Genomic DNA, 12,251 nt, shown 5'->3' with positions numbered 1-12,251 from the left:
CACTCCTTATCCCAAATCCGCCGAAGCGGTGGGCAGCGTGCCCTACCCCTTATAGTTCTTATCTTCCACGAATTCGAGCGCGATATTGTAAATTCCGAACGGTTCGTTCAGTTCGTTGTTTTCCAGCCGAAACCGCGCCTTATCCACCTTTTTGATCTTGATTTTTCGACCCAGGGTGCGCGGCGTGCGGTCGGATGAGAAAGACAGTTTCCCAAAATCGATATACCCAAAGTCGAAATACCGCGCTTTGCCCCCGGAATCCCACAGATCATACCAGATACCCTTTTTCTGCACCTTGATCCTTACGCCGGTCGCAATGGCAGAAGCCAGCCGCACCGCGATATACCGGAAGGTCTTGTTCTTATAGAAATACTTCCCGTCGATATCCGGAAGATCCCAATGGGAAATAATCGCCTGTCCGTTGTCGTTGTAGCTTTCCTGCGCCTCCGGGTCGGTGTAGAATTTCATGATCTTTCCGTCGCCCGTGCCGAAGCAAAGCGCCCCGTCCTGTTCCCACAGGATACGCGCATTGATCCCTGTCCAGTAATAGCACTCGTACTGGTAGACCGAATATGGCTGGTTCTTCTCATAGGTCTTTTGTAACCCGTCCAGAAGATATACCGTCCCGTTCAGGGAAAGCAGGTAGAAATCCTTGTAAGCAAATCCATACGCCTCTTCCGGATTCGCTTCCTCCTGCAATGCCTTGTTGATATAAAAGCTCCGGTTCTGCGCATAACGTTCGCCGGTGATGTCGGCGGGCGTAATCGCATATACCCCAAGCCGCGTCAAAAACACCGGTTCGGAGGAAATATATGCGAAGGTGTACTTTCCGAGCGCCCCCGCGCCTTGCAGCGCCCCCACAATTGGGAAAGCCGCCTTTTCGTTTTGCAGTGACCCATACCGCAGGACAATGTTTCGCCCGTCGTCCCCTTCGTCCTTGTGCGCCGCCAGCCGGTCGTTCACAATGGAATAGCCGAGAATCCGGGAGCTGTCCTGCCCGATAACCGAATACCAGAGATCCCCGAAATAGGTCGGGTCGTTCATCTCAGAATACCAGTCGTAATTTGGATATTTGGGATTGCCTGTCACAAACAGCCGGTCGGACGCGCCGTTCACGCCGTAGAGCACCGCGATATCGCAGTGGTTAATCTTATCCGCGTAGGCATAGGAAAACGCCTTGTAGGTGATTTTCACGGCGGCGCCAGAGGCGGGCGCGGCGGTGAAGGTCACGGTCTTGGTGGTGCGCTTCACGGTAAAGCCGTCGCCCTCCGTATACTTTTTATCTCCCACGGTCGCGGTCAGTTTCTCATCGCCAATTGCGGTTGTCAGGACGAAATCCTTCTGGCTCCCCGTTCCGGTGAAGTTCTCGGTCTTATATTCATATTCCCCCCACAGCCGGGAGGCGGTGATCTCCACATTATCTTGGCCGGTTACAGGCGTTGCGCCGGGCGCGGATGTGAAGGTGACGATCCCTTTTTCCCGGTCAACGGTGAAATCGGTGGTTTCCGCGAGATCCTTCCATACCCCGGAGGAGGTCATCTTCTTCGCCGTTACCTTCGTTTCGTCGAGATTCCCATAACTGAGCTGGTACTTGGTCACGCTAGACTTTCCATAGAAGCTCTCCGTCCATTTGGAGCCGAGCAGGTTGATTGGTTCCAGCGCCGTTCCCCCGCCCTCCGGGTCGCGGGATATGATGATCTTTGGGACATAGGCCTTTTCGGAAACCGGCTTCACGGCATAGGCCTTCACGCCTTCTTCCTCAAACTCGCCGTAGGCCAGAAATTTCTTTCCATCCAGAATATAGAGCTTCTTTTTCAGCTGGTACGCCTTGGAACGGACATCGTTCATTTCCGTATAAATGGCCTCACCGTTCAGGTAGAGCTTTGTCCCGGCGTGGATGATGATGTGCTCGCCGCTGTCGTCCACGAGCTTATGCACCCCGTTAATCCGCCCGTCGTAGGTTTCCGTCAGGTGGTAGCCCATCCGCTTGCGCACCTTGCCCGGCACGTCCCGGATCATGTTGGGCGCGTCCGGGCTGCGGTAGTTCTCCACGTTCGACGGGGAGTTGTAGAGGTCTACCCCCTTGAGGTTTTCAATATTGAGGATCGAGATATCCGGCCCGCTCGGGATTTTGAACTGCGCCATACTACCACCAGCCCCTTGCGCTCAAAAATTCGGTCTGCACCACCGGGGTAACCGCCCCACGCAGTTCCTCCCGTGCCGTCTCGAACTCGTTGCGAAACTGCACGGACTGGGAGATGTCATCGTCCTTGTAGAGCTGTGACACGATATAAAGCGGGATGAGCACCGCCACCTCGGGGTCAAGCGGCAATTCGTAGTCGTCCACCGTGTCCTTCGTGATCTCTGCCGGATAGGCGTTATAGTAGATTCGCCACTTTCCCGCCCGCTCGCCGGGCAGGACAAGGATACTGTCCCCTTCAAACACAAAGCCGGTTTCCTGTCGGTAGCCGTTTTCGTCCTCCACAAAGATCTGGTTGTCCTTCACCGAATAATAATCGTCGCAGAGCGCCCGCAGGTCGTAGCGCTGGATGCCTGCCTGCGTCCCGTCCTGCTCAAGCTCATGGTATTTGATGAGGAACTTTCCCGCCGTGGACAAAAGCTGCAGCGCTTCGTTCGCCGCAGCGGGCATTGAAAGCAAATACGGCTGGGTGGTATCGTCCATCACGATATCGTCGCCAGGAATGGCAAACATCCGCTGCAGGGCCGCTATTTTGATTTCTTTCCAGGTCATCCACATTTCCTCCCAATCCAAATAGAAAAGCCGTCAGCCTGAATATCAGACTGACGGCTTGACACTTCTCATATGCCACGGTATAATAAAGATACAAAAGGGCACTGCCGACAGACGGTTACGCCCCAGTAGAGTTACAAAGAGTAGCCGCTACATTTGGACGTGTGGGCGGCTACTTCTTTTTTATTGCGAGTATGTATCCGGTTGCTGCGATCAGCACAAGGATGATCCAACCATAATCCATAAGCAACGCCCCCTTTCAGGGGCTAAGACTTAACCGCCTGCCGCTGGGATCGACAGTGCCTGCGATCATTATACCCAGTCTGATATTCGGCTGTCAAGGTGCAAGGCCCGCCCATCCCGGACGGGCCTTTTCTCATGCCTTAAAGCGCGGTCGCGCCGGTGATCCCGCCGACAGCGGCAAACCGCCAGTCCGCAAAACCGGCAATGAAACGCGCGTAGCCGTTCCACACGTTATTGTCATTGTTGTTGTCCACCCAGGTTTTGACCTCGAGCTTCACGCGGTCGAGCCAGAGCGCGCCGCCCACTTCCTCATTGTAGGTGGAATCCATCAGAATCCACGGCTTCACGCCGGAAGCAAGGAACTGGTTGAGATACGGCCACACAATGACACTCCAACGCCCATACTGGTAGTTGAAGCCGTTGTTGCTGGTATCCGGGTCTTTGTCCGCGCCGATCGCCTCGAACACATCGTTTTTCAGTCCTGCGTCGTTGGGAATAACGATGGTATTGGGCGTGACCGCCAAAATATTCCTATTGTCGTCGGTGAAGTTCTGCATCCGGGTTTCGAGCTTCCCGAGCGCTGCGTTCGAAAACGCATCCGAAAACTTGTTCGACTGTGCAGCGCCCTTCACCTTTGCCGGATGATCGGTCGCAAAGACCGCCTTCCCGTCCGCGCCTGCGGTTGAGAAGCTTTTCCCGCCAAAGGCCACGGAAGTTCCGGAAATGCCGCCCGCCAGAAGCGCCGCCGCGAACTGCTCGCGGGTGCGGTAGTAGCCGTTCACGAAGCCGAGCGGCTTTTTGTTCATGTCTAAGAGCTTCGCGTCCTCCACCATCTCGCGGGTGATGACGAACTGATCCTTCCAGGTCTCATGCTCAAGGATCTTGTCAAAGCCCTCCTGCATCTCGTCCTTCGGATATGCACCACCCTCACCTACCGGCTGGAAGCCGTTCATGGAAGTCATCGAAGTGATCTTTTCCGCAAAGTTCTTCGAGGTGCTTTCCTTGAAGATCAGCGGCGCAATCGCCTTCTGTTCAAAGGCTTCCGCTTTCTTCTCAATAAACATCATAATGGGTTCGGCGCTCTTTCCGTAAATGGATTCGTTCAGGCCTGACCCCTTGCTGAATGTAATGCCTGCCATCTCTATCCCCCCTTAGAATCGGACTGCCACGGTGTCCCCGATCGCAGTCCCGTCAATCGCGGCAATCTCCGCAACGCCGCTTGTGGTGGTCGCGGTCACCTGCAGGCCATCGGTATGCAGGGTAACCTTATCGCCAATTTTTAGAGCTGTTCCCTCCGCTGAAAGCGGAACCTCGAAGATCATGTATTTCTGCACCCGCCACACCGGAAGCCCGCCGTTTACAGGCTCTGATCCAGCCGCAATAAAGGCCGGAGCTGCGGTCGCGCCGCATTTGGTTACAGCGCCGCTCGCCAGAACGAGCGCTTCGCCCACGGTGTAGGTTTCATCCGTTGTCACCGGAAGATATTCCATCGGAGGCGTGCTCTGCACGTCCGATTTTCTCAGTTTGAAAGCCATATTTTCATCTCCTTATAGATGTCTCTGGTAAAATTTCTGAATCTCCGCATCGGTCGCTCCGGGGTTCCAGCGTTTAAATTCCGCCAGTTTGTCCGGCGGAATCTCTACAGATTCCCCTGCACCGCCTGCGGTTGCCGTCATGTGGGAACGCCCGTTGATCGCGTTGATCGCCGCCTGCTTTGCCGCTGCCGCCTTTTTTCCGGCAATGGTATCAAGGTTGGCCGCTGCATAAGCCTTGGCGAGCGGGATGCCCCTGCCCCAAAGTGATAGCACTTCCTGCGCGTTCGGAAGGTTTGCAATATCCGAAAAGGATTTTACGCCCGCGTCCGGGAACTGTTTTACAAGCTCGTCCACCTGCGCCTGTCTCCATCCCTCAAACTGCCGCGCCTTATTCTGCTCAATCACCTGCCGCGCTTCCTGCACAATAGGGTTCTGGCTGACCGCCTCGCGCACCACCGGCGCAATCGCCTGCGGGTCGATCCCATACTGTTCTATGTATTGCTGGCGCTTATGCTCCGCTTCCTGCTGCTGTACGGCCCGTTCCAGCTCTTCAAAGCTGGAAAAACCGCGCGCCCGCGCCAGGGTTTCCATCCGTTCCTGCATCATGCGCATCCTTGTCTCCGCTTCGCGACGGGCGGCGGCATACTGCGCGCGTTCCTCCGGCGGCTGTCCGGCGGGTTCAGCCTCGTTTACGCCTTCTTCCGGCTCATTGGCAGGATCGTCCATATTCTCCGGTTCTGTGCCCGGTTCCATTGCAGGGTCGGCGGCTTCCTGCTCGTTTGCGCCTTCCATATTCAAAAAATCTTCCATGATAGTCCTTTCTCAGTCGGGATTTTTGCGCTTTTCCCATGCGTATTGGTGGGGTGCTGTTCGGGGGTTTACTTCCCGGTCTTTTTGCTTCTCAGGTCGCCGCCGGTCTTGACGGTGTTCTTGCCGCTGCCGCCCTGTGGGTACGGCGCTTTCACCTGCTGCGCGCCCTTGTTCGAGATTTTACCGGAATATCCGCTTTTTTCCGCCATGCTATTCACCACCTTTCGCACTGGAATCATAATCAAGATGCATGACCGTATTGATCACGCGGTTAAAATTAGGGCATTGTGGGTTCATGCAGGTTATTTCCTGCACCGTATAGACCCGCGTTGGGGTATCCGGGGAGCTGTCCCCCTCCACCTTGGTATAAACCCTGCTGATCTGGGCCTGCACCGGGCATTTCGGGCATTCCATGCTGCTGCACCTCCTTCTGGTTTTGCAAATAGGTCTTGGTATCTCCCGCGCCGGGATAGTGTAAAAGCTCCATCTTCGTCCAGAACAGGATCAGGGTGTCGATGCTGGCCGGGTCCCCGAAAGCGCCCTGTTGGAAATTCATGCGGGTTTCCTGCCACATCGCCTCCCGGTTGTTGGCAAGCGGCGCGGAGGTGTCACAGCTGAACAGAAAGTCATCCACCCAATACCATTGGCCCGCGTCATCCTGCTCTAAGAAGTCATAGCGGTTGAACACACCGTACTCGACGTTTCCCTGGCTGTCCTTGGAGGTCACAGGGCGCGGTTCATCCGCATAGGCGAGCATGAACTTGAACATGAGTTCAAACAGCTGGGCATAGGCCGCGTTCTTCATCACCCGCTTGCTTTCGAGCCGTCCGGCAGACTGTGCCGCCGCGAATTCCTTCGCCTTCCCGCTGGTGGCGGTTGTATCCCGCCGCCCCTGGAAGCTGTCGGTGATCCCGATGATCTGCCGCGCGCTTTGGTATGCGTTCTCCACACGGCCCATGTCGTTTCCCACATCCGGCTGTATGTTCAGAACGTCCACCATCGCCTTCTGCGCGGGGTTTTCGAGCTCCAATACCTTTAACTCCGTATCGTCCTTGCGGACATATACGCCCTTGGGGAGCGTCACATAGCTGCCGCCCTTGGTGAGCTTTTCATCGATCTTGGTGTCGAGCTTCTTGATCTCGTTTTGCATGTCGCGGATCTTGTCCACGTCGCTGTCGCCCAAAAACTGCCCGAAAACCGAGACGTTGCGGCGCAGCACCAGCGGGAACGCATCCGGTTTGTAGCGCGGTATCCGGGTAGGAACCGGAAAGCCGTATTCGTCCACTTCGCCGGAATCCATAGGGATTACCGTACCGTCCGACCTTTCCGCATCTTCGGCCAGCGTTTCATATTCCTCAGTCACTTCCTCAAATGACCGCGAGCCGCAGTAGACACACTGGTTCCCATCTCCGTTTTCGCCGCATTTTTTACATCTGTGCAATCGCCGCGCCTGGTAGTCCGCATAGTCCTCCAGAACCACGTCGTTAACCCAGCTAAAGCGCCCGATCCCGCCCTGTTTGTTGCGGTAATAGGCGATGTTCTGGGTCACCATGTCCCGTGCCGGGTCCATCCCCGCGCCGCGTGTGTCCGGCGCACTTTCGCTCTCGTCGGTCACATCTACGCCATACCGGCGTTTGATCGCCTCTTTGGTCTGCGCCACCTGCAGGATGATGTAATCCATCTCCCGGATCTCGGTAACCCCAGCCTGTGGGATGACCTGCTTTGGGTGCAAAAGCGATATCGCCAGTTCGCCCACTGTTTTATGCGTACTCCGGCGGCTGTCCCACTCACAAAGAAACAATGACCCGCCCTGGATCGGCGTGGTGCGCTCCTGCTCGTCGTTGAGCGTCTCGAATGGGAGCCTGTCCAGCTCGTTGCGCAGCATGTTTTCAATGAGGTTTGCCAGCGGTTCATGGCGCTTGTGCCGCGCCGTTACCTTTGGCTGCGGAATGTTGGAATCCACCTGCGCTTCCACCAGCTCCGCCACGATGTTGCGCACATAGCTCGCCTTCTGCGCGGGTTTATCCGAGACGCTGTCAATCTCCTTTGTCCCCGCATACAGCGCCTCCCGCTGGTCGTAGAGCACGGTCGGGGCCAGCGCCTTGTTGCGGCTTAGCCGCTCCTGCCACAAGCCGAGCTTGTCCTGCTCTTTTCGCTTATCCAGTATGTTTGCCCCCTTTCGCAAGAGTTTAGATATCAAAACGGATTCCCCCATTTCTCGATCAGGTAGGCGCGTCCCGCTTCGCTCGCCCCCTGGTAGTCCTCCCACTGGTCGGGTGTCCATTTGACCCTGCCCTTTATTTGCTCACGTTCTGTATAGTCCTGCTGCGGCCTGATATAATGCGCAATCGCCAACGCCATAATGTGATCGTCGTGCGCTCCCTGCTGGGCCTCCGGTCTGCCCTTTTCGTTACGCACAAAGGTCAACATCTCGCCCAGTGTGTCCGGGTCGTTCATCAACTCTATCGATTCCCGCACCACCTGAACCAAACCAGCTATAATGACCGGGCGGGTGGTAGAAGTGGTCTTGAATCCATAAGCGTCTTTCGGCTTGTGGGTGTAGTTGTCCTCGGTCTGCCGCACATACTGTTTTGGATATTGCAGCCGCTCCAATTCTTTGACCGGGAATGTGGAAAAGTTCGTTTCAATGCCAACGAGCGCGGTGTTGTAATAAACCCCGAGGCAATAGATCTGCCGCGCGTAAACATCCTCGTCAAACTGGTGAGACAGTACCGCCGCCTGTCTCCCATCCGTATTGTCAAGCACCTGCCCGATAAATCGGTCTGATCCTTCGCCTGCGGTGTCTCCGCCGATTACATAGGGCGCACCCTCTCTTGGCGGCTCATAAATCTTGATGCATCCGTCCGGACTGTCCACCCATTGGATCTCTGTAATCTTTATACCGTCATAGCGGTATTCAAAATATCCGGTCGCTTTGGGCCGCAGGCCACGGATCTCCGCCAATCTTCTGTTGACCTTTTGCGCGTCAAAAATTGTGCTTCCCAGCACACCCCATTGTCCCAGACAGTAAACATCGTAGTAATACGGATCGGTTTCCTTATAGCTTTCCAGGAGCTTTTTATAGTCCTCATCCAAAAAAGCATTGTCTTTGTAGGTGGTGTGCAAAACAGTTACCCGGTCGTCCTTACGGTCAAAAAACCGCTTTTTCAGCCAGTGGTTTACATCCACAGGATTGAAGGAGATAACGATCTGTTTTTGCGTTCCCTTGCCGCGCAAGCGCACATCCAATTGGTTGAAATCCGCTTCCAGGGTCTCACTTGCCTCTTCGATCCAGATATCCGTCAATTCTCCTTTGGCAAAGGTGATGGATTTCAGTTTTTCAGTATCGTCCAGTCCTTTAAACAAAACTGAATTTTGATTCAGAATGCAGGTAATTCGCATATCGCTCTCATTGGCCTTGAAGTATTCGGAAAGCCCCCATCTGGCGATTACCTGCTTAAATAAGGCGAAGGTTGAATCTCGGTTTGTACGCCCTACCGCGCGTACCACTAATAGATTCAGCAGCTTATCTTTGAGGATATGGTATATGTAACGCTCTGCGATAAAGTAACTTTTCCCCGATCCAGCTCCACCATAGAACACCATGTAACGGTGCTGATCTTCCAAATATGGCAGGAAAGCGGGATTAAAGACTTTTCTGGAAATTTGAATATCAATCATCGGTCAATCTTATCTTGATACTGGTAGTTTGGCTAACCTCCGCGCCGTCCGGCTTTTCCTTCCAGCCCTTGAAGTTGTTTGCGAGGCTGAATTTTGCCCCGTTCGCTCCGTCTTTGTCGTACAGTCTCGATTCCGCGTATTCCTCAACTCTGGACTTCGCGCGCGTGATCGTGTCATTAAAACATTTATCTCTCGTCTGATAGTTTAACAGCGCTTGACGGCTCATAAATCCCAAGGCAAGCGCTAAACCCGTTACCGTCGGAGGATGTGCGCCTATAATTACCGGCTTCCCGTATTTATTTAAAACTGGTCTTTCTCCCCCACTTTCGTCCGGCAATGTCAATGGGTATCCTTCGCAGTCCTTGAAATATGCGTCTATGAGCCTTTGCATTTCTTCTGGCTCTGAAAATCTCGGCGCTCTTCCGCGCGGTGATTTCGCGCTATTCTTTTTTTCTCCCACAAAATCACCCCTTTCTGTTTGACTTCCACGCGCATACGTGATATATTTTTATGGGAGGTGTTTACATGCCTGGTAAAATTACGGATGCGCGCATTGCCGCTGGATTGTCGCGCGCTGAACTTTCTCGCGCTTCTGGCGTGTCTTTGCGTACATTGGAAGATTGGGAAAGCGGTAGAAATAAACCGCGTGATGTCTATGTTTTAGCAAGGCTTGCTAAGTTCCTGCACTGCAAAATTGAGGACTTGATCGAAATCCCGTCCGAGTAATCGGGCGGTTTTCTTTTTCTAAAATAAATTTTCAAAATCTCTTGACACCCACGTTTATACGTGGTATATTATAGCCATAGACAACACACCACCAACAATATAGGAGGGCCCGATATGTTCGATTTTATCGCCGCTATAGACAAACGAGACGAGGACAAATGCAAAGCCCTATATAATCTGATTGCATCAAACACTGAACACGTTATGGCGCTTACTCCGACCGGCGGCGGATACACTGGTGCAATGACACGCTATTGCGATATCCCAAATGTGATTACTGCAAAATGGTGTAAAGAATTCGCCGACGAAGCTAAAGAAATTACCGGACTGGAAATCTGTAGAGTTGAAGCATATAAAGGCAATAAAAAAGCTGTCTATCATGTAAACAAAAACTGTCTGCGTATTTATGAGGGATATGGTTTTACATGGACGGCGATCTACGAGAACAACAATGGGATTATTTGCAGAGATCAAGCCGCTTTAGCTTGCGAATGCTGAATGAGAGGATGTCTATTATGAAGGTTATTAGATTTGATAATGAAGGCCCCGCCAACCGCGGCGAATACATCTCCAGCAAAACCAGCATCCGAGAAATTGCAATGGAATATGGGCATACCCAGGACACGATCGAACTGTATGACGATGACGATGTGCTTGTAGCTATTGCCACTTGGCCGCAGACTGGGGGGGCTTATATGTATTGCACCGGAAAAAATCTCGACCCAAATCCAATCTACAGGGTTTTCATACACTAAAAATTAAGGGACATTGCAATGTGTGATCCGATCGGGAAGATTGAATACTTTGATTCCGGTGAAACTGTTTTTTACGAACTCCCCGAGGACTTTTTAACCGCTATAGCTCACAACCTAGATGTTCTCGGAATTAATGGGTGGCAGTATACAGCCTTGATTGACGATCCTAAGCTTAAATACAAGGCATACACCCTTGTTTCCAATGAGTTCGGGCTAGATCCGCCCTCATTTGAGGAGTTTTCTCAAAGCCTCAGAAGTATGTAAGAGCAGCATTAAACGCTTTCGATTGATTCGAGGGCGTTTTCTTTTTGATTTATCTCCCGGCACACCGCCTCATACTGTGCATTAAGATCCCCCAACTCCGCTTTTGCCTCCCTGCGCTTCTTCCCGGTCTTGTGGATTAGCCGTTCGTGCAGCTCTATGCGCTCGCGTAAGATACGCAACCGCTCTTGTTCCAGTGTTTCTAGGTCGATGACTGCCACCGCCTTTTTCGAGGTTAAGATCTTGCATTTTTTCGGCCGCCCCTAAACTGGCTTTCTATGCGGGTATTAAGCGTTTTTCTCCGATTTTTCGGCCGCGTCCATAATTCTGTCAAGATATCGGTTTGTCTTAATCTTGTTCTCCTTTTTGTCGGCCTGTTTGTGCAGATGCTTTCCCGTGCAACCGAACCTGATTCTCTTTCCGAGCTTCATTTTTTCCGCTCCTTATTTTAGGAGTTAGGGCATACTTTGCCCGGTATGCCAGCGGGTGAAAGGAGGTTGTACAAATGGCGAAAGCCCCATGAATCAAACATGGGCGCGGCTTCTGCACATTGCACAGGTTCCGCCGATTCTTTGCTTTCGTGTTGGCGGCTTTTCTTTGAGCAAGCCGCCTGGCGCTGGGCACCGCTCAATTGCGTTGTGCGTTTTAACTCCAGCACAGGATCACGCACAACCTTGTGTGGCCCCCCCCCCGCATACTGGCTGGGAGCATACGGTTCATCGGGTACAATGTACCGTGGCAGGGATTTGCACCCTGCATGAGTGGTTTGCCATCTTACGCCCATCGCGCATTTCTGCGGCCTGAAAAGCGTGAGCACTTAAGCCCTAACCGCCTTCAGGGTTATAGGTGCCACTCTACCCGTCACCATAGCGTCTACCTATTCCGCCACACGGTTATGTCTAAATGCCGCTCCTAAAAACAAGGCCGATGCAGGCACCCGCCTTTTGAAACCTCACGGCTGGTTTTGTTCGTACCGCGTCAGGCTCGTGCGCCCTTTGCGGCATATCAACACTTTGTCTTTCCGTCAATGCTCGCCTGGATCTGCGACAGACTGTATAACAGGCTCTGTTCCGAGCGGTAAAGCCCTTTAATGCGCTTTTCCAGTTCGTCTCGTTCTTTCCCGTTCGTGCCTTTCAAGCCCGCTTGCAAAGCCTCCCGACGCTTCCTGATGGGCTCTAATTGGTTGAGATATTCGATTTTCAGTTCTTCGAGATTTTTCATAAGTAAAATAAAAAAGTGGACTACAAGCATTTCTGCTCATAGCCCACTCTGGCTGTTACTCCCGAGACTCTACGGGAGCCGATATTTTTCTTTCTGATATTCTCTCAAACACAACGACTTCATGTTTGAGCCTTTTGACCTCCGCCACATTGCCCCGCAAGACAATATTCTCAATTTCTTGCACCAGGTCGCCAGTCAATAGTTTCTTTTTATCTACTACTTTCATTATAGCATATATCCCTCCAAATTGCAAGTTGCATCTTTGTT

At 52.9% G+C, this 12,251-nt stretch carries 15 protein-coding genes; 4 read left to right on the top strand and 11 right to left on the bottom strand.

Annotation, left to right across the window (positions count from 1 at the left end):
• Positions 1–42: 42 nt before the first annotated feature.
• The 9 genes from BN4275_RS03005 to BN4275_RS02970 all read right to left on the bottom strand — a co-directional run bounded on the left by BN4275_RS03005 (position 43) and on the right by BN4275_RS02970 (position 9,481).
• On the bottom strand, positions 43–2,145 hold the full coding sequence (locus BN4275_RS03005; protein ID WP_066453652.1) for a hypothetical protein: 2,103 nt from the start codon (positions 2,143–2,145) through the stop codon (positions 43–45).
• A 1-nt stretch (position 2,146) separates the two neighbouring features.
• Complete coding sequence (locus BN4275_RS03000) at positions 2,147–2,752, bottom strand: hypothetical protein (RefSeq protein ID WP_066453649.1); 606 nt, start codon at positions 2,750–2,752, stop codon at positions 2,147–2,149.
• Between the two features lie 383 nt (positions 2,753–3,135).
• Positions 3,136–4,134: a phage major capsid protein gene (locus BN4275_RS02995; RefSeq protein WP_066453646.1), complete on the bottom strand. Its 999-nt coding sequence runs from the start codon at positions 4,132–4,134 to the stop codon at positions 3,136–3,138.
• A gap of 12 nt (positions 4,135–4,146) precedes the next feature.
• Positions 4,147–4,530, bottom strand: a complete 384-nt coding sequence (locus tag BN4275_RS02990; protein WP_066453643.1) for a hypothetical protein — start codon at positions 4,528–4,530, stop codon at positions 4,147–4,149.
• A 12-nt stretch (positions 4,531–4,542) separates the two neighbouring features.
• Positions 4,543–5,340, bottom strand: a complete 798-nt coding sequence (locus BN4275_RS02985; protein WP_066453641.1) for a hypothetical protein — start codon at positions 5,338–5,340, stop codon at positions 4,543–4,545.
• A gap of 68 nt (positions 5,341–5,408) precedes the next feature.
• Positions 5,409–5,549 carry a hypothetical protein gene (locus BN4275_RS17180; RefSeq protein WP_154018808.1) on the bottom strand — a complete coding sequence of 47 codons (141 nt, stop codon included), beginning with the start codon at positions 5,547–5,549 and terminating at the stop codon, positions 5,409–5,411.
• A 68-nt stretch (positions 5,550–5,617) separates the two neighbouring features.
• Positions 5,618–7,540 (bottom strand): hypothetical protein, encoded by a 1,923-nt coding sequence (locus BN4275_RS02980; protein WP_154018807.1) that lies wholly within the window; start codon positions 7,538–7,540, stop codon positions 5,618–5,620.
• On the bottom strand, positions 7,537–9,021 hold the full coding sequence (locus tag BN4275_RS02975; protein ID WP_066453635.1) for a PBSX family phage terminase large subunit: 1,485 nt from the start codon (positions 9,019–9,021) through the stop codon (positions 7,537–7,539). Before BN4275_RS02975 ends, BN4275_RS02980 begins: the two co-directional genes overlap by 4 nt.
• Positions 9,014–9,481 (bottom strand): terminase small subunit, encoded by a 468-nt coding sequence (locus tag BN4275_RS02970; protein WP_154018806.1) that lies wholly within the window; start codon positions 9,479–9,481, stop codon positions 9,014–9,016. Before BN4275_RS02970 ends, BN4275_RS02975 begins: the two co-directional genes overlap by 8 nt.
• Positions 9,482–9,546: 65 nt before the next feature.
• Here BN4275_RS02970 and BN4275_RS02965 point away from each other — a divergent pair, with 65 nt between their 5' ends.
• From BN4275_RS02965 to BN4275_RS02950, 4 genes are all read left to right on the top strand, one after another.
• Positions 9,547–9,747 carry a helix-turn-helix transcriptional regulator gene (locus BN4275_RS02965; protein WP_066453628.1) on the top strand — a complete coding sequence of 67 codons (201 nt, stop codon included), beginning with the start codon at positions 9,547–9,549 and terminating at the stop codon, positions 9,745–9,747.
• 114 nt (positions 9,748–9,861) lie between these two features.
• Complete coding sequence (locus BN4275_RS02960; protein ID WP_066453626.1) at positions 9,862–10,245, top strand: hypothetical protein; 384 nt, start codon at positions 9,862–9,864, stop codon at positions 10,243–10,245.
• A gap of 17 nt (positions 10,246–10,262) precedes the next feature.
• On the top strand, positions 10,263–10,502 hold the full coding sequence (locus BN4275_RS02955; RefSeq protein WP_066453624.1) for a hypothetical protein: 240 nt from the start codon (positions 10,263–10,265) through the stop codon (positions 10,500–10,502).
• A gap of 18 nt (positions 10,503–10,520) precedes the next feature.
• Complete coding sequence (locus tag BN4275_RS02950; protein ID WP_066453622.1) at positions 10,521–10,766, top strand: hypothetical protein; 246 nt, start codon at positions 10,521–10,523, stop codon at positions 10,764–10,766.
• A 1,002-nt stretch (positions 10,767–11,768) separates the two neighbouring features.
• On the opposite strand, the gene BN4275_RS17780 is transcribed toward BN4275_RS02950, so the two are convergent.
• Positions 11,769–11,900, bottom strand: coding sequence for a hypothetical protein (locus tag BN4275_RS17780; protein WP_278276511.1), 132 nt, complete (start codon positions 11,898–11,900; stop codon positions 11,769–11,771).
• A 139-nt stretch (positions 11,901–12,039) separates the two neighbouring features.
• Positions 12,040–12,210: a hypothetical protein gene (locus BN4275_RS17170; protein WP_154018803.1), complete on the bottom strand. Its 171-nt coding sequence runs from the start codon at positions 12,208–12,210 to the stop codon at positions 12,040–12,042.
• Between the last annotated feature and the right edge of the window lie 41 nt (positions 12,211–12,251).

The sequence above is a fragment of the Anaerotruncus rubiinfantis genome, assembly GCF_900078395.1.
Classification (GTDB): Bacteria; Bacillota; Clostridia; order Oscillospirales; family Ruminococcaceae; genus Anaerotruncus; species Anaerotruncus rubiinfantis.
The sequence above is the reverse complement of the archived record's forward strand: the minus strand, read 5'-3'. Positions and strand labels throughout refer to the sequence as shown.

What these genes read in the sequence shown, in the direction of transcription:
- BN4275_RS17180 (WP_154018808.1), bottom strand. Translation starts at nt 5,549, where the DNA reads ATGGCGGAAAAAAGCGGATATTCCGGTAAAATCTCGAACAAGGGCGCG.
- BN4275_RS02960 (WP_066453626.1), top strand. Translation starts at nt 9,862, where the DNA reads ATGTTCGATTTTATCGCCGCTATAGACAAACGAGACGAGGACAAATGC.
- BN4275_RS02990 (WP_066453643.1), bottom strand. Translation starts at nt 4,530, where the DNA reads ATGGCTTTCAAACTGAGAAAATCGGACGTGCAGAGCACGCCTCCGATG.
- BN4275_RS02975 (WP_066453635.1), bottom strand. Translation starts at nt 9,021, where the DNA reads ATGATTGATATTCAAATTTCCAGAAAAGTCTTTAATCCCGCTTTCCTG.
- BN4275_RS03005 (WP_066453652.1), bottom strand. Translation starts at nt 2,145, where the DNA reads ATGGCGCAGTTCAAAATCCCGAGCGGGCCGGATATCTCGATCCTCAAT.
- BN4275_RS02985 (WP_066453641.1), bottom strand. Translation starts at nt 5,340, where the DNA reads ATGGAAGATTTTTTGAATATGGAAGGCGCAAACGAGCAGGAAGCCGCC.
- BN4275_RS03000 (WP_066453649.1), bottom strand. Translation starts at nt 2,752, where the DNA reads ATGACCTGGAAAGAAATCAAAATAGCGGCCCTGCAGCGGATGTTTGCC.
- BN4275_RS02950 (WP_066453622.1), top strand. Translation starts at nt 10,521, where the DNA reads ATGTGTGATCCGATCGGGAAGATTGAATACTTTGATTCCGGTGAAACT.
- BN4275_RS02965 (WP_066453628.1), top strand. Translation starts at nt 9,547, where the DNA reads ATGCCTGGTAAAATTACGGATGCGCGCATTGCCGCTGGATTGTCGCGC.
- BN4275_RS02995 (WP_066453646.1), bottom strand. Translation starts at nt 4,134, where the DNA reads ATGGCAGGCATTACATTCAGCAAGGGGTCAGGCCTGAACGAATCCATT.
- BN4275_RS17170 (WP_154018803.1), bottom strand. Translation starts at nt 12,210, where the DNA reads ATGAAAGTAGTAGATAAAAAGAAACTATTGACTGGCGACCTGGTGCAA.
- BN4275_RS02955 (WP_066453624.1), top strand. Translation starts at nt 10,263, where the DNA reads ATGAAGGTTATTAGATTTGATAATGAAGGCCCCGCCAACCGCGGCGAA.